Origin of the sequence: Haloferax mediterranei ATCC 33500 (assembly GCF_000306765.2) — an archaeon.
Lineage (GTDB): Archaea > Halobacteriota > Halobacteria > Halobacteriales > Haloferacaceae > Haloferax > Haloferax mediterranei.
The window spans coordinates 2,139,811-2,154,726 of the sequence record NC_017941.2 but is presented as its reverse complement, the minus strand read 5'-3'; the positions used below and the strand labels follow the sequence as shown (position 1 = coordinate 2,154,726).

Genomic DNA, 14,916 nt, shown 5'->3' with positions numbered 1-14,916 from the left:
TCAGCGACTGTCGTCAGTTGCCGGGCGCAGGTGTTCGCAGTCGCCGGCGTGGACGCGTGTCTCACCCTCGTCGGTTTGGACGACGAGTGTTCCGGGGTGCTCTACGTCCACCGCTTTTCCTTCGACCACGCCGCTTGCGGTGTGGACGCGAACCTGTCTGCCGAGCGTGTCGGCCCGCTCGCGCCACGCCAGGAGGACGCTATCGAGGTCATCTCGCAGTTCTTCGAACCGTTCGAGTACCCGCTGGACGAACACGCGGCGTTCGACCGGGCCGGCTTCGGCGGCGATACTCGTCGCACCCTCCGGGAGCGTCTCGGGGTCGAGGTTGACGTTGGTACCGGGTCCGATGATTAACCACGAGATGCGGTCGGCTTCACCTTCCATCTCGGTGAGGATGCCGCAGAGCTTTTTGTAGCCGCGGTCAGACTCGCCAGAGTCAGCCGAACGATTGCTCGCTTCGCTCGCAATCCCCCCGTCGGACGCTGATGCGCCCGACGAGCCATCGTTCGTCGCCCGCTGCGGCGGACGACTCACGATAACGTCATTCGGCCACTTGATACTCGCATCAACACCTGCTTCACGCGCCGCATCGCAGACGGCGACGGCCATCGCGAGCGTGTACAGCGGTGCGTGCGCCGGTGGCTCGTCGGGCCGGACGAGCAGGCTCATCCAGACGCCGCCGTCGGGTGCGGACCACTCGCGTCCCTTCCGGCCCTTGCTGGCGGACTGCTCGCGAGCGATGACGGCCACGTCCGTCGCGCCGTCGGCGGCGAGTTCGCGAGCGCGGTCGTTCGACGAGGCAAGAACCTCGTGGAACTCCACGTCGTAGTCGGCCTCCAGTCCGTACTCGATAGCCGGGCCACCGTATTCGGGAACGTCGGTTATGGTGTACCCATCACTTGTACTCTCGACGCCGAAGCCGTCATCGCGGAGTGATTCGACGTGCTTCCAGACCGCGGCGCGAGAGACGCCGAGTCGGTCCGCGAGGTCGGGACCGGAGACTGGCCCCTCGGCGAGTGCATCGAGGAGGGTGCGTCGCGTGTCGCTCATGAAGTCGGCTACGACGGCGCGAAGAAAGAGGTTCGTGGTTCCGGTTCTCCGTGCGAGAACTTCGACCGAGAGTGGCTATTCGAGGACGAGAAGCACGTCGCCCATGTCGACGCTATCGCCTTCGCCGACGAGCACCTGCGAGACGGTGCCACCGCGTTCGGCGACAACGTCGTTTTCCATCTTCATCGCTTCGAGGATGCAGACAGTGTCGCCGGGCTCGACGTCGTCGCCCTCGTCGACTTCGACAGCGAGGATGGTCCCCTGCATCTCGGCGGCGACGGACTCGCCGTCACCCTCGATTACCTGCTGTCCACCTTCGTCGCTCTCTTCACGGCGCTTTCGTGGGCCGGAGGGCTTCGATGCGGACGCGGCGGCCGATGCGCCGCCGAGCGGGATAGCGGGTGCGCCGCGCTCTTCGAGGCTGACTTCGAAGCGCTTGCCGTTGACCTCGACGGTGAAGGTGCGCTCTGTCACCTCTCCTTCCTCTTCGTCGCCGGCGACGGCTTCGGGGGACCAGCGCTCGACGGCGGCCTCGATGCGCTCGGGGTCGAGCACCTCGTCGAGGTACTTCGTCGTGTGGCTTCCCTCGCGGAACGCCTCGTCGGTGAGCATGAGGCGGTGGAACGGAATGACCGTTCGAAGTCCTTCGATGTCGAACTCGTTGAGTGCGCGCTCGGCGCGAACGAGGACTTCCTCGCGGTCAGACCCGGTGACGATGAGCTTTGCAATCATCGAGTCGTAGTCACCGCCGATTTCGTCGCCCTGACGGACGGCGTCGTCCATGCGGATGCCGATGCCGCCCGGCGGGTCGTAGGTCGAAAGCGTGCCCGTCGCGGGCGCGAATTCCTTTTCGGGGGCTTCCGCGTTGATGCGGAACTCCATCGAGTGGCCTTCGATTTCCACGTCGTCCTGCGAGAAGTCGAGTTCCTCGCCCGCGGCGACGCGCAGTTGCCACTTCACCACGTCGAGACCCGTCACTTCCTCGGTAACGGTGTGTTCGACCTGGATACGCGTGTTGACCTCCATAAAGTAGAACTCGCCGTCCTCGACGAGGAACTCCACCGTCCCGGCGTTGGTGTACTCCGCCGCGCGGACACCGCGTCGGGCGGCCTCGCCGATACGCTCGCGCAGGTCCTCGGAGAGCGCAGGCGACGGCGCTTCCTCGATGACCTTCTGGTGGCGGCGCTGGAGCGAGCAGTCACGCTCGCCGAGGTGACGGACGTTTCCGTGTTCGTCGGCGAGAATCTGCACCTCGATGTGGCGCGGCGCTTCGAGATACTTCTCGACGTAGACGGAGGCGTTGTCGAAGTACGCCTCACCCTCTCGCTTTGCCGTCTCGAACTGGCCATCGACCTCGTCTTCGGAGTGGACGACCTTCAGGCCACGACCGCCACCGCCACCTTCGGCCTTGATGGCGACCGGGTAGCCGTAGTCGTCGGCGACGGCTTTCACGTCCTCGGCGGAGTCTGCGGGCTCGGTCGTACCGGGGACGACCGGCACGTCGGCGTCCTGCATGAGCGACCGGGCCTTCGTCTTTTCACCCAGTCGCTCCATCGCGTCGGCGGACGGACCGACCCACGTGAACTCGGAATCTTCGACCTTTCGGGCGAACTCGGCGTTCTCAGCCAGGAATCCGTACCCCGGATGGATAGCGTCGGCGTCAGCCTTCCGGGCTGCTTCGATGACTGACTCGTGGTCGAGGTAGGAGTCGGCCGCACGGGCTGGGCCGATGTTGTACGCCTCGTCCGCGTAGCGTACGTGCCCACCGTGTTTGTCGGCCTCGCTGTAGACCGCGACAGTTCGGACTCCAAGCTCCTCGCACGCACGCATGACGCGCACTGCGATCTCGCCTCGGTTGGCGACGAGAACCTTGCTGAACATTTACAGTAGTCTTTCAGGGAACCACACGTTATTCTATCGGTTTCACAACGCACGTCGGTTCATGATTCGACAGTCAACGATTTACGTGTTCGACCATGAAAGAACCCGCCAGAAACCTAACGTACAAGCGGAATACGGTGAATATCGACTCAAATCCAAACGGCCTTATGCGTGTGCGACACTACGACATGGGTAATGGCAGTACGAGTCGGAATCCTCGGCGCAACCGGTGCAGTTGGACAGCGATTCATCCAGCTTCTCGAAGACCACCCAACGTTCGAACTCGCGGCGCTCACCGCGAGCGAGTCGAGCGCGGGCAAGCGATATGACGAAGCGGCAAAGTGGCGTGTCAATACCCCCATCCCGGACGACGTCGCGGAGATGGAAGTCGGTCGGACCGACCCCGCGGACGTGCCAGACGACATCGACCTCCTCTTTTCGTCGCTTCCCTCGTCGGTCGCCGCGGAGGTCGAACCGGACTTCCTCGAAGCCGGGTACGTCGTCTCCTCGAACTCCTCGAACGACCGCATGGCCCCCGACGTGCCGCTGACGATTCCCGAAATCAACCCCGGCCATCTCGACCTCATCGAGGTCCAGCGCGACGAGCGCGGGTGGGACGGCGCACTCGTGAAGAACCCGAACTGCTCGACCATCACGATGGTCCCGACGCTCGCCGCGCTTGACCAGTTCGGTCTCGACCGCGTCCACGTGACGACCCTGCAGGCCGTCTCCGGCGCGGGCTACGACGGCGTCACCTCGATGGAAATCATCGACAACGCCATCCCGCACATCGGCGGCGAAGAAGAAAAGATGGAAAGCGAGTCGCGGAAGCTTCTCGGCACGTTCGACGGTGCGGAAGTCGCACTCCACGACGCCGAGGTCAACGCCTCTTGTAACCGTATTCCGACGCTCGACGGTCACCTCGAAAGCGTCTTCGCGGACCTCGCTGAGGACGCCTCCCCCGAGGATGTCGCGGCCGCGATGCGGGAGTACCCCGGCGTCGACCTCCCGAGCGCGCCCGAGAAACTCATCCACGTCTTCGAGGACAACTTCCGCCCACAGCCCCGCCTCGACCGCGAGCGCGGTGATGGTATGCAGATCTCCGCCGGTGGCATTCAGGCGACCGACCGCGGCGTGAAGTACAACTGCCTCGCGCACAACACGATTCGCGGTGCTGCTGGCGCGTCTGTTCTCAACGGCGAACTCCTCGCCGAAGAAGGCTGGATTTAAGCTAAATCCAACTGTCGCGTTCGGCCTTACGGCCGGGTTCGTCGGCAGTATGCTGCCACTCGTGAGCGAGCAGTCCGTACCGGAACACGTCCACGTGTTCGCCGTCGACAAAGCCCTGTTCGCGGTGGACGCCCTCGCGCTGGAATCCGACTTTCTCTAGGACGCGACTCGAAGCCGGGTTGGTCTCGTAGGCGTTCGCGTACACTTTGTTGAGCCGTCGCTCTTCGAAGGCGTACCCACAGAGTGCCCGGAGCGCGTCGGTTGCATAGTCGTTCCCCCAGTGGTCGGGCGCGACCATGTAGCCGACCTCGGTCGCCCCGTTGATGACGTTCGGCGGCTTGAGACCAATCGTTCCGACCGGCTCCCCGCCGTCGCAGATGAGGAAGTTGATGTCGTCGCCCTCGCCGCGGGACTCGACCCAGTCGCGTTCGTTCGACCGCGTTACCGGATCGACGGCGGCGAGACCCTGTCGAACTCGCCGGTCGTTGATGGTCTCGTGGAGAAATTCGGTGTCTTCCGATTCGATGGTTCGGAGTTCGACGCGGTCGCCTTCGAGAAAGATTGCTCCGGGCATGTGTGACGTATCTCCGTAAATACATTTTAATGCCCTCATGCGGGGTCGGATGAGCGGGACACTTCCCAGCCGCGAGTGGACGAAATTTTGGTGGCGTGGCCGACAGACCTACTTGCTGTCTACTTTCATACACGGCTCACTATGCGTACCCGCCAGATTGGACTCACCGTTGCACTTCTCGGCTTGCTCATCGGCGTCGTTACTGCCGTCCAGCAGTTCCTCCCGGTCGTCGCACACCGAAGCGCTGTCTCGCTCGGCGAGATGGCGATAGGACTGAGCGCTATCTCGTTTCTCCTCGCTCCAGTCTTCCTGTTTCTGACCGGCTACTGGGCCGCCGGCCGAGCGGACATCCCTGCCGAGTACACGTCGTTCGCCGCGCTCTTCGGTCTCGTCGGCGGCGGCGCAGCACTCGTCGGGTTCGTCCCGGCCGCCATCGCAATTATCCCATCCGGGTCGTTCGAATTGACTCTCGTCTGGAGCGCACTGTACAACGTGGTCGTTCGAGGCATCGACTTCGCCATCACAGGTCTGGCGGGCGGCGCAGTCAGACACTTCAGCGGGCGATAGGCGTTCGGGCGCGGCGCGTCCAGTCAGACATCGTTTTCAGTGCGCATCCATCGAGTAGGGGTATGCAACGTCGCGGGCTCGAAACGGGACTCGCCGCCGGGCTGCTCTTCGCCACGCTCGGCGTCGTCGCGTGGGCGACCGGACGGGCGTTCATCTTCCCGAGTCTCGGCCCGTCGGCGTTCGTCCTCGCGTTCGAGCGTCGGGGGGCGCAACCCCGCCCGTCTCGCGTCGTCGTCGGACACCTCGTCGGTGCGGTGGTTGGCTTTCTCTCCTACGCACTCGTTGCGTCGGGCGTGACGCTCACCGCGTCACCGCCGCCGGTGTCCGTGGATGGGCTTCGACTCGTCACTAGCGGGGTCGTCTCCGTCGCCGCAACGAGTTGGGGAATGGTGAAAACGGATGCTGTTCATCCTCCGGCGTGTGCGACGACACTTATCGTCTCGCTCGGCCTGCTCTCGACGGCGGTGGATGTTGGGATTATCGTGGTGAGCGTAGTGGCGCTCGTGGCGGTTCACCGGGGAGTTGAGTCGGCGGTCGGGGGCGTCAACGTTCGGTGAGCAGAACCGGAACTCAACAGAAGTTCTGCGTCGCATAGACGGCAGTTCCGCCCGATTCCTCGATTATGTACACACCGACGCCGATGTTATTCCACTCCGGCGTCAGGATGTTTTTGCGGTGACCGGTCGAGTTCATCCATTGATCCATCAGGCCATCTGCCAACTCTTGTTCGGTGGCCAGATAGCCAGCCCCAACGACGTTCTCGTCGTGATAGGTTTGCGCAATGTTTTCCGACCCTGTCATGTATGCGTTCCCGCCGACTGGGACCTTACAGTTGTAACCGAACTTCTGGTAGCGTGCCTTCAATGACTCCCCATCGGGTGAATCGTGAGCAAAATACCCTGATTCGGCCATATCTTTGCTGTGATAGCGGGCAATCGCTTGGAGTTCCAAGTCGTATTCGACGGGACTGAGCCCCCGTTTTTGGCGCTCTTCGTTGAGCCGTTCGAAGATGAGTAGCTCGATTCGATGCGTATCCAGGTCATCCGACGAGACGTACGATTTCCCCTTTGACTCCGGAATCGCGGTACTCTCGTCTGGTATCGGCGTTGTTTCGGTTGCGTTCGACCCCGAAAGCACGGGTATCGAACCGCCATCGAGTAGCCCGGCCGAAAAGGATGCGACTGCGATAATCACGAATATCGCGACAGCGACCTTTGCCAATGAGAGACAGAGCGAAACGAGTCGGTTCATCGTCCGTTTTGCCTTCCATTTGAGCTTCCATTGCGTTCGTTTGAGGCGTCGTTTTACCGACGGCCATCTGCTTTTGATTCGGTCGGCAAAGCTCGGTTTATCGCTTACACTGCCCGTATCTGATTGTGGAGTGCGGTTGCTCCAATCGAGTGAGCCGTCTTCGTTCACACCGGGGCTCGAAGACGTCTTTATCGGCTTTCCATCGCCACCAACCCGGCCAATATCGCGTTCGTCCATCGCCTTCGGACGGTCCCACTTGCTCTCCCGTCGGATAATTGGCCGTTCGTCCCGGTCGGCAAACCACCCTTCAGACATCTTCTCGTACACGAGCGCGGGACAATCGTGCGTTTCTGGAAGTCGGTGAGTCGAACAGAACGTTTGCTTACACCGACGGCAGGTGTATGTCATTCGCTCGTTTCCGTCACAATCCCGGAGATCACATCGACCCATCTCTTGAATTCTAACTGTAGTGTCTGTTTATCAAGTATAATATCATCGATTGGTTTGAGTGGGAGGATGAATCTAAGCTGTTGTTACGTGTGATTTTCATTAAATCCCACCCAGATATCTAGTATCGACTTTGATTTCTCCCCTCGAATTCCCGGAACAGTGATATTCTTTGATACTGATGGTTACTCCGATACTGAGTGTCTCGAATGAGGGGGAACAAACAAGCGCATTCGTGTGACGCCTGTGGTGACGAGCTTGAGCACCTATTCTATCAGTGTAACTACTGTGGCGATGGTTTCTGTCCGGAACACAGGATACCCGAGAAGCATGGCTGTGTTGGACTCGCACTCACACTATCCCTTGAAGACAAATGGTTCATTCAGAACAAGGACGACGAACGTTCTGTCGTTACTGCAGAGGGGACAGACCCTTCTCAAGTCGATGAAACAGTCAAACACCTCGAACAGAAATCCAACGCGGTATCACGAACCGAGGACGAACGCCGAGAGAAGATTAGCCGTCTCAACAAAATATTGAGCGGCGAACCAACGGCTGGAACCCCTAAAAAGCCGAAATTTCTCGGCGAGCCACCGAGCGAACGGAGTGGAAAACCGTACCGCGTATTTGAACCAGAACTCACCGTCGGTACAGCAATTGAGCCGACGTACTCGAAGAGTCCAGACCTGAATCCCGATGGGACATTACAATACGAGGATGAGCCTGACTACCTAGCGGAAGATGCAATAGCGCTAGACCGAGAGAGCAATTCGATTTTGAAATGGACAGTACTGTCGGTTGGGGTGCTCGGTTTGTTGGTTGCGGTTGCTGTTTGGACTGGTCTCGTCTGAGTTGTTTCGAGCCTGTTTCTCTCGGTAGCGGTGATTTCTCAATCTCTGGAAAAACTATCTACTGAGATTTTTGAAATTGACTTGGGTCAAAAGTTTTGAGCTATCCTCACCGAGAAATCCGCTCCGCTAATGCAGTGCGTCCATTATTATCTTTTAATCGCCGATATAGTTGACAGTGCCAAAATCATAATCGAAAATACAAGTGCTGTCCAAGAAATGAGACTCGTGATGGCAACATTTGCTATTTTGAGTAACTGAACACCTCCCTCTGTATCTGGAATCTGGAATCTGCTGGGTGAGTGTCCCCCGGATGCGGTAGCGGTTCGCCGGACAGGACAGACTCACCGCGAGTCTCGGATTCTCGTGGGAATCCAGGTCAGTCCGGCGGGCATCTGTCCACCCTATGCTCGAACGTAGATTCGAAACGATACGTTATCTTCAGACCGCAGTTCGCCTTTGCTCTCGTGAAACCCGTTTCGTGGACAGGAATCCACGTCTCTCACTCGTCGAATCAGAGCAGTCCTGCGAGGACGAGGAGTGCTATCGAGACGCCACTCGCCCCGAGAAACCACGGGCGCGCCTTCGTCGCCGCCGTTGCGGCCCCGCCGGATTGGCTACCGGTGAGTCGGCGGAAGCCGAAGAAAAGCGTCACTGCGAGGACGAGCCACAAGCCGACCATCGCTAAGATGCGGTGTCCCCGTCCCGTGGTCTGGAGCGTTTCGGCGGTGTAGAGCGTCCCGGCGAGATGGCCGCCGCTGAACAACAAGAAGAGAACCGAAGCGACTGTGAGATACCAGAACCGACGCGCGATAAGGGTCAGACCATCCGTGGGTAGCAGTTCACGGCGCGCCGCCGGAACAACCGCACCCGAAACGACGAGCGTCCCGCCCGTCCAAAGCGCCGCGAAGAGGGTGTGGATGGTCATCGCCACGTCGAAGCCCGTCGTCATCGGCAACACCCCGTGGTCGGCGCGGCGGTCGGGTTTTCTCGGCGCGCTGTGGTGGTTGTACCCAGACAACTGAACTCGTGTGGATTACGCTCGACCGTTCTGTGTGTCATCTTCGGGGTGTTCGAGAGTGGCAGATAAACATCGATGGAGGCGTCCCAAGTTGTGGGACTACAGTCGCGTTTGCAAGTCATTGCACACTCGATCGGCTGTGTCACCAGTTGCAAACGCTACTATAGCTTCGGTGACGAAAGAGAGAACCGTACGGAAAGAACGTGATCGAGGCATTCCGCGCATCTGGGAATGGCCGGGATTTCTATACCTCTTCTGCGAAAAGAAGAGTCGAGTGTATAGCGTATGGTGACCGCTGATTCCCGAATCGGAGACGCGACCGACAACACGTGAGATGAGTGAACAACACCTTGGGTCGAATCGACTCTCGCTGATCCCGTCGAGCAGTGGCTCGACAGACTCATCTACCGAAATGGCCCACGTTTCCTCTGACGACCTCGACGGTCCCGTGCTCCCGATAGTGTTGCAATCACTCGACGACAGCAACTGTCGAGCGATACTCTCGCAGTTAGACAGCCCGATGTCCGCGAGCGAACTCTGTGAGGAGTGCGACCTGTCCAGTTCGACCGTCTACCGAAAGCTCGAATTACTCCGCGACTCGGCGCTCGTTCGGGAGTATACCGAGGTTCGACGCGACGGGCCGAACGTCACGCTCTACGAGCGGGATTTCACGGAGGTCACTATCGGCATCGACGACACCGGTGAGTTCTCGTTGACGGTGGCTCGTCCAGAGACGGATGCGGAAGACCGATTAGCGACGTTCTGGTCGGCGATGAAAGAGGAGTCGTAATGGAGCTACTCGTCGCATCGCTCGTTGTCGTCAAGATTGCCGCGTTGGTCCTCGGCGGAGTCGTCTCGTTGATGGCGTATCGGGCCTACAACCGCACGCGGATTGCCGGCCTTCAGTACTTTGCAGTGGGGTTAGCAGTCATCACGCTGGGAACGGCCCTCGTCGGCGTGTTTCACCACCTCGGCGGAGCTTCGACCACCGAGGGAATGCTCTTCGAGAGCGTGATTATCTGTCTGGGATTCGTCGTGATGATATTCGGCCTCTACCAGACTTGAGAGCCAATTTTCTCAGAACGGGTGCTATCCGGTCACTTAACCTCGAATCGAAGCGGCCGTAGGTTTGCAACTGGGCACATAGCAAATCGAACGACAGCGGTCGGTCGCGTGCGCACTGACGGAGAAACGCGGCTGTAGTTCTCCCACATCTTGGGACGCCTCCATTGCTCCTTATCGACCGCTATCGCAGTGGGAGTATGAACGAATTCGAAGCGTCCGTTACTCGGCCTGACTTCACAGTCGCTCTCGTAACAGGTGGTGTTTGCGACCGATGAAGCGGGACCTAACGTCTCGATACGCAGACGTGGTCGCTTCGCGGAGTCGGTTGGTAATCGCGCTGGTACTCGTCGTCAGTGCCGTTGTCGGCGCTGGCGCGATTGTCGGCACCACCGGAGACGGAGACATCGGCACCGCACGTCTCGATTCGCCGGAGCAGGCGGCGCTCGACCAGATCGAATCGACGTACGAAACTGACGATGCAGTCGTCGCACAAATCGTCGTCAGAGACCGGGGAGGTGACGTTCTCACTCGTGACTCGCTACTACGGAGCCTCCGCCTACAACGGGACCTCCGCGAAAACGAGTCGATCAATTCGACGCTCCACGACGAGACGAAACTCGTCGGCATCGAGAACATCGTGGCGAACGTCGCGTACGCCCACGAACAGCGCGACAGTCACACTACATCGAGGCCCTCTACGGCCGCGAGAAACAACACGTCTGCTTCGGCCCAGTCGGCCCGAGGCGCGTCGCAAACGCCGACGCTCGACCAGCAGATTGCGGCACTCGAAGCTAGTTCCGATGAAGCGGTCGAGACGTATCTCAGCCGTATTCTCGGCCCAGACGCATCCGTTCCCGGCAACGACCCGGCCGAATTCCTGCCGTCGAAATACGAACCAGGCACTTCGAGTGCGGACGCGAGAACGACTCTCGTCTTCCAGAGGAATCCGGACGGGTCGGCGGCGACCACCCGGGAGGTCAACGATGCGCAGGTTGCTATCGAGTCGCTCGTCACGGAGCGCTTCGCCGACGCGTTCGTTTTCGGACAGGGCACCATCGACGCGGAGTCCTCGCAGGCGATTGGTGATACGTTTATCATCGTCACGCCGGTCGCAATCGTCCTCCTCCTCGTCGTGCTCGCCATCGCCTACCGCGACATCGTGGACGTTCTCGTGAGCGTGTTCGGTGTCGGCGTCGTGATGGTCTGGTACGCCGGCGTACAGGGGTGGCTCGGCATTCCGTCGAACTCGACGTTGATCGCCGTGCCGTTCTTGCTCATTGGCCTGAGCATCGACTACTCGCTCCACGTCGTGATGCGCTATCGAGAGGCCCGAGCGGGTGTCCTCGACACCGACGACGAAACTGCCGGCCAGCGAGACCCAACGACAGCGATGCGTGTCGGGGTTGCCGGTGTCGTCCTCGCATTAGCGACTGCCGCATTTTCGACGGCTGTTGGCTTCTCGTCGAACTACGTTAGCCCGCTGGGTTCGATTCAGGACTTCGCCATCTTGAGCAGCGTTGGCATCGTCGCCATCTTCGTCGTCTTCGCCGCGCTCGTCCCGGCTGTCAAACTCGAACTCGAACGAGTGTTCGCCCGCCGCGGTCGCCGCCGAAACGTTGCTGTCGGCGTCGGCTCCGGGCGGCTGAACGGCCTTCTGTCAGGTGCTGCCAGGCTCGCACAGCGAGCGCCCGTCGTCGTTCTCGTGGTCTCGCTACTGCTCGCCTCCGCAGGCGCGTATGGTGCGACTGGTATCGACACCGAGTTCAACCAAGCCGACTTCCTCCCGCAGGATGCCCCGGCGTGGATGAAGTCCCTCCCGGAACCGTTCGCGCCCAGCGACTACGAGGCGAGCGAGAACCTCGACTACCTGAGCGACAACTTCCGCCAACGTGGACAGGGGTCGGCGGGACAGATACTCGTACGGGGGAACGTCACTGCGCCGGCACTACTCACCGCAACCGACGACGTGACCCATAGCGTGAGCAGTCGAGAGACGGTCGTCGTCGGCTCTGACGGCAACGCCGCTATCGAGAGCCCGGCATCCGTTCTTCGGAGCGTCGCCGCCCAAAACGAGACGGTCGCGGGCGCAATCGAATCGCGTGACACAGATGGTGACGGGCTTCCGGAGAGGGACGTCGCGGCAGTCTACGACCTGTTGTTCGACGTCGCCCCCGAACAGGCATCCTCGGTCCTCTACCGCTCTGAGACGGGAACGTACGAATCCGCGCGACTGACTATCGGCGTGGAAGGCGACGCCTCGGCCCAGTCGGTTGCAGGCGACGTGCGAGACGTCGCATCGGCCATCGAGTCGGATGCGCCGGTGAGAGCGACTGCGACCGGCGGGCCGGTCATCACCGCTGTCGTCCAAAGCGCGCTGTTCGAGACGCTCGTCGAAGGGTTCGCCATCACGCTCGGCGTCATTCTCACGCTTCTCGTCGGGCTATACTGGGTGCGCTACGGTGCGCCGGGGGTGGGGTTGGTGACGATCGCCCCCGTCCTGATTGCACTCGCGTGGTTGCTCGGAACGATGGCGGTACTCGATATCCCGTTCAACAGCGAGACGGTCGTTATTACCAGTCTGGCGATTGGTCTCGGCGTGGATTACAGCATCCACGTCAGTGAACGATTCATCGACGAACGCGCCCAGCGCGACTCGCTTGCGGACACGCTGTCTACGGCACTCACCGGCACTGGAAGTGCATTGCTCGGCAGTGCTGTGACGACCGCATCCGGGTTCGGCGTGCTCGCACTGTCGCTTTCGCCACCGCTGCAGCGGTTCGGTCTCGTCACTGGACTGAGCATCATCTACGCGTTCGTCGCGTGTATGACCGTGCTTCCGTGCCTTCTCGTGGCCCGTGAGCGCTTGCTCGGACGGTTCTCGTACGGGTCCCCGGACGCGAGGTGAGGTTCGGTTTGTGGTCGGGCGGGACCGTCTGAAAACGGCCGGAACGCTCGTCCATCCGTACGCGACTCCCTCGATAGAAATCCCTCATTCGGAACTTCAAGACGGCCAACCGAAACTATTTGTGTATGACTTTGAAAAATAGACAGTATGCTGTCTATCCTTCAAGCAGGTGTCCCCGGCGGCCCGGAACTGCTCATTTTGTTCTTCATCGGGCTACTGCTCGTCGTACCGCTAGCCGTGGCTTTCTTCGTCTATCGAGACGCAAAGCGCCGAAACAGTAGGCACGCGCTCGCGTGGGGTATCGGTGCGTTCTTGGGTGGTGTCATCGTCTGGATTCTCTACTTCGTCGTGCGCGACGAGGTCGGGTCCAGTGGCACTACCGCAAGCGTCTAAGCGAACCCGGAGGCGAACACTTCTCGCAGGTGCCATCTTTTGTCGAACATTGGCGTGTGCTGTCCGAAGCATGCGCTCTCTATTCTGTATCTTGGAACCTTACCGGTCACCCAATCCTACTTAGTTCTATCTTCGATGTGACTCGTTACGAATGTGAGACCGTGGTCGGTCCAAAACGTCGAACCGGCAGATGGCGCATACTTCGGGAAGTGGCCACCACCACACACCCCCTACCGGGCGTATACTTACTTACATTATGGGGCAATTTGGCGGACCCCCGGTGGCCGCCGATCCTCGGTGAAGTCTCGATTTTGGGTGGTGGGTTACTTGAGGAGCTGCGAGATCGACGTGGGTCAAAGATACGGTAGATTACTAGTTAGTTCAGCGTGTCATAGAATTCTTCCTGTACGCTTCGAAGTGACCGAAGTGATAGATACAGAGGATAGATCTCTCCAAGATCGCGTTTATTCCGTCCCAACAGCGTTGAATTAACTGCGAAGTAGTGCGTGCAGTTTGATCATCACACAATTAGCCATGGCTAGACGAGATCAGAAATAGTTGCTAGTGGACTAAGTCAAGCTCTGAATGGATTATGGCTAGCCGCTAGTGGACTAGTCTAAGCTAGAAGAGATTAGGAATGAGTGAATTAGGAAATTAGCTTTAACGTGCCTGAGGGCCCCGAATTCAACCGATATACTTTTTATTATTTAGTACCAAAAATCTGGCAGTGTCAGTCTCAAGCTACTAATTGAGGAAACAAAATATGGGAAGTATACCAGACCATGTGAATGAAGTTGAACAAGTGCTACGACAAACAGATTTCCGATTTATGCAGGCAGGGGAACGCCACATTTCCAAGGAGATATACCCTGCGGTCAAGTCTAAATATCCTCATCTCTGTGACGACAGCGTGATGTGTAAGCACACTTGCGGCGAAGGTGCAGCCCAAGAAGAGTGGAAACACAGAGTAAGAACAGCTCTCGGAAAACTACGTGATAAGCCTTCCAGCCGAGTTAGTAAGGGTCCTCGGAATATCTGGCGATTTGATTAAACTTGTCTGACTAATTTGGTCTCCGATTCTTCTCTTTGCAAACATCTCCTAATGTACCGAACGGTTCACTCACATCGAGCGTAGCGAGCACTCGCGGCCTTTTTGGTCCAGATTTTTCAAGGAGTGGGTCGCCAGAGGCGACCCCGACGCAGAAAAAGGTGGAGTCGAACGTCGGAAGACGAACCTTCTCGATAATGTTCTCGAGCACTTGGTCGATCCAGTCGAGGCAATGAAGGAAGCAATTCGAGTGCTTGCTCCGGTTAGTCGTTTGGAGATCGTCACACCGTACCCAAACAATCCATCATCGGCTCGGCTCGATCACACGCGCCAGATACATCCAGTAGAATTCCTCGAGGATGGTGACTTGCTGTTCCCAGAGCTTTCGGTAGTCGACTGGTCCGTGTCTCGTGTGCGTGTAGGTCGACTACTGCCGAGTGACCGGCTCGCGCTCTGGGTGTGCGAGACCTTCGGGTTATTCGGGATTGACTCGTGGAGCGTCGTCTTGGAGGTCCAGCAATGATTCGTCGCTTACGACGTCGGATCAAGCTCGGGTTCTGTCGGTCTCGGCTGTCTGATATCGAGGACACGATGGCGTCGCTCCAGGGCGAGTCGTTGCTGTGTCCGATGTGCTGC

Annotated in this window: 13 protein-coding genes; 8 read left to right on the top strand and 5 right to left on the bottom strand. The window is 59.4% G+C overall.

What is annotated here, in order from left to right; genetic code table 11:
- Entirely contained in the window at positions 1 to 1,050 is a 1,050-nt protein-coding gene (locus tag HFX_RS11065; protein ID WP_004059940.1) for a bifunctional biotin--[acetyl-CoA-carboxylase] synthetase/biotin operon repressor, read from the bottom strand.
- Positions 1,051 to 1,125: 75 nt separating this feature from the next.
- The gene (gene pccA / locus HFX_RS11060; RefSeq protein ID WP_004059941.1) at positions 1,126 to 2,931 is read right to left on the bottom strand and encodes a propionyl-CoA carboxylase biotin carboxylase/biotin-carboxyl carrier subunit; all 1,806 of its coding nucleotides are present in this window, start codon (positions 2,929 to 2,931) and stop codon (positions 1,126 to 1,128) included.
- A gap of 195 nt (positions 2,932 to 3,126) precedes the next feature.
- Between pccA and asd the strand changes: the two genes are divergently transcribed.
- Positions 3,127 to 4,161, top strand: a complete 1,035-nt coding sequence (gene asd, locus HFX_RS11055; RefSeq protein ID WP_004059942.1) for an aspartate-semialdehyde dehydrogenase — start codon at positions 3,127 to 3,129, stop codon at positions 4,159 to 4,161.
- A 1-nt stretch (position 4,162) separates the two neighbouring features.
- Here asd and HFX_RS11050 read toward each other — a convergent pair whose 3' ends face one another.
- Positions 4,163 to 4,735, bottom strand: a complete 573-nt coding sequence (locus HFX_RS11050; protein ID WP_004059943.1) for a GNAT family N-acetyltransferase — start codon at positions 4,733 to 4,735, stop codon at positions 4,163 to 4,165.
- Positions 4,736 to 4,876: 141 nt separating this feature from the next.
- Between HFX_RS11050 and HFX_RS11045 the strand changes: the two genes are divergently transcribed.
- Together HFX_RS11045 and HFX_RS11040 are read left to right on the top strand one after the other, a co-directional pair.
- Entirely contained in the window at positions 4,877 to 5,302 is a 426-nt protein-coding gene (locus HFX_RS11045) for a hypothetical protein (RefSeq protein ID WP_004059944.1), read from the top strand.
- A gap of 62 nt (positions 5,303 to 5,364) precedes the next feature.
- Positions 5,365 to 5,859, top strand: a complete 495-nt coding sequence (locus HFX_RS11040; protein WP_004059945.1) for an HPP family protein — start codon at positions 5,365 to 5,367, stop codon at positions 5,857 to 5,859.
- Positions 5,860 to 5,872: 13 nt separating this feature from the next.
- Here HFX_RS11040 and HFX_RS11035 read toward each other — a convergent pair whose 3' ends face one another.
- Positions 5,873 to 6,868 carry a CAP domain-containing protein gene (locus HFX_RS11035; RefSeq protein ID WP_004059946.1) on the bottom strand — a complete coding sequence of 332 codons (996 nt, stop codon included), beginning with the start codon at positions 6,866 to 6,868 and terminating at the stop codon, positions 5,873 to 5,875.
- Positions 6,869 to 7,209: 341 nt separating this feature from the next.
- On the opposite strand from HFX_RS11035, the gene HFX_RS20625 reads away from it, so the two are divergent.
- Complete coding sequence (locus tag HFX_RS20625) at positions 7,210 to 7,851, top strand: AN1-type zinc finger domain-containing protein (protein WP_004059947.1); 642 nt, start codon at positions 7,210 to 7,212, stop codon at positions 7,849 to 7,851.
- A gap of 511 nt (positions 7,852 to 8,362) precedes the next feature.
- Here HFX_RS20625 and HFX_RS11025 read toward each other — a convergent pair.
- The gene (locus HFX_RS11025) at positions 8,363 to 8,800 is read right to left on the bottom strand and encodes a hypothetical protein (RefSeq protein WP_014732506.1); all 438 of its coding nucleotides are present in this window, start codon (positions 8,798 to 8,800) and stop codon (positions 8,363 to 8,365) included.
- Between the two features lie 403 nt (positions 8,801 to 9,203).
- Between HFX_RS11025 and HFX_RS11020 the strand changes: the two genes are divergently transcribed.
- The 4 genes from HFX_RS11020 (at position 9,204) to HFX_RS11005 (ending at position 13,232) form a co-directional block, all read left to right on the top strand.
- The gene (locus tag HFX_RS11020; RefSeq protein WP_004059949.1) at positions 9,204 to 9,659 is read left to right on the top strand and encodes a winged helix-turn-helix domain-containing protein; all 456 of its coding nucleotides are present in this window, start codon (positions 9,204 to 9,206) and stop codon (positions 9,657 to 9,659) included.
- A complete protein-coding gene (locus HFX_RS11015) occupies positions 9,659 to 9,934 on the top strand; it encodes a DUF7521 family protein (protein ID WP_004059950.1) in 276 nt (91 codons plus the stop codon). The genes HFX_RS11020 and HFX_RS11015 overlap by 1 nt, the downstream gene beginning before the upstream one ends.
- 271 nt (positions 9,935 to 10,205) lie before the next feature.
- Positions 10,206 to 12,839 carry an efflux RND transporter permease subunit gene (locus HFX_RS11010; RefSeq protein WP_004059951.1) on the top strand — a complete coding sequence of 878 codons (2,634 nt, stop codon included), beginning with the start codon at positions 10,206 to 10,208 and terminating at the stop codon, positions 12,837 to 12,839.
- A gap of 147 nt (positions 12,840 to 12,986) precedes the next feature.
- Positions 12,987 to 13,232: a hypothetical protein gene (locus HFX_RS11005; RefSeq protein WP_004059952.1), complete on the top strand. Its 246-nt coding sequence runs from the start codon at positions 12,987 to 12,989 to the stop codon at positions 13,230 to 13,232.
- The last annotated feature ends 1,684 nt before the right edge of the window (positions 13,233 to 14,916 follow it).

Excerpts from the sequence above, each read along its gene's own strand:
- HFX_RS11010 (WP_004059951.1), top strand. The coding sequence starts at position 10,206 with ATGAAGCGGGACCTAACGTCTCGATACGCAGACGTGGTCGCTTCGCGG.
- HFX_RS11040 (WP_004059945.1), top strand. The coding sequence starts at position 5,365 with ATGCAACGTCGCGGGCTCGAAACGGGACTCGCCGCCGGGCTGCTCTTC.
- HFX_RS11025 (WP_014732506.1), bottom strand. The coding sequence starts at position 8,800 with ATGACGACGGGCTTCGACGTGGCGATGACCATCCACACCCTCTTCGCG.
- asd (WP_004059942.1), top strand. The coding sequence starts at position 3,127 with ATGGCAGTACGAGTCGGAATCCTCGGCGCAACCGGTGCAGTTGGACAG.
- HFX_RS11005 (WP_004059952.1), top strand. The coding sequence starts at position 12,987 with ATGCTGTCTATCCTTCAAGCAGGTGTCCCCGGCGGCCCGGAACTGCTC.
- pccA (WP_004059941.1), bottom strand. The coding sequence starts at position 2,931 with ATGTTCAGCAAGGTTCTCGTCGCCAACCGAGGCGAGATCGCAGTGCGC.
- HFX_RS11015 (WP_004059950.1), top strand. The coding sequence starts at position 9,659 with ATGGAGCTACTCGTCGCATCGCTCGTTGTCGTCAAGATTGCCGCGTTG.
- HFX_RS11065 (WP_004059940.1), bottom strand. The coding sequence starts at position 1,050 with ATGAGCGACACGCGACGCACCCTCCTCGATGCACTCGCCGAGGGGCCA.
- HFX_RS11045 (WP_004059944.1), top strand. The coding sequence starts at position 4,877 with ATGCGTACCCGCCAGATTGGACTCACCGTTGCACTTCTCGGCTTGCTC.
- HFX_RS20625 (WP_004059947.1), top strand. The coding sequence starts at position 7,210 with ATGAGGGGGAACAAACAAGCGCATTCGTGTGACGCCTGTGGTGACGAG.
- HFX_RS11020 (WP_004059949.1), top strand. The coding sequence starts at position 9,204 with ATGAGTGAACAACACCTTGGGTCGAATCGACTCTCGCTGATCCCGTCG.
- HFX_RS11050 (WP_004059943.1), bottom strand. The coding sequence starts at position 4,735 with ATGCCCGGAGCAATCTTTCTCGAAGGCGACCGCGTCGAACTCCGAACC.
- HFX_RS11035 (WP_004059946.1), bottom strand. The coding sequence starts at position 6,868 with ATGTCTGAAGGGTGGTTTGCCGACCGGGACGAACGGCCAATTATCCGA.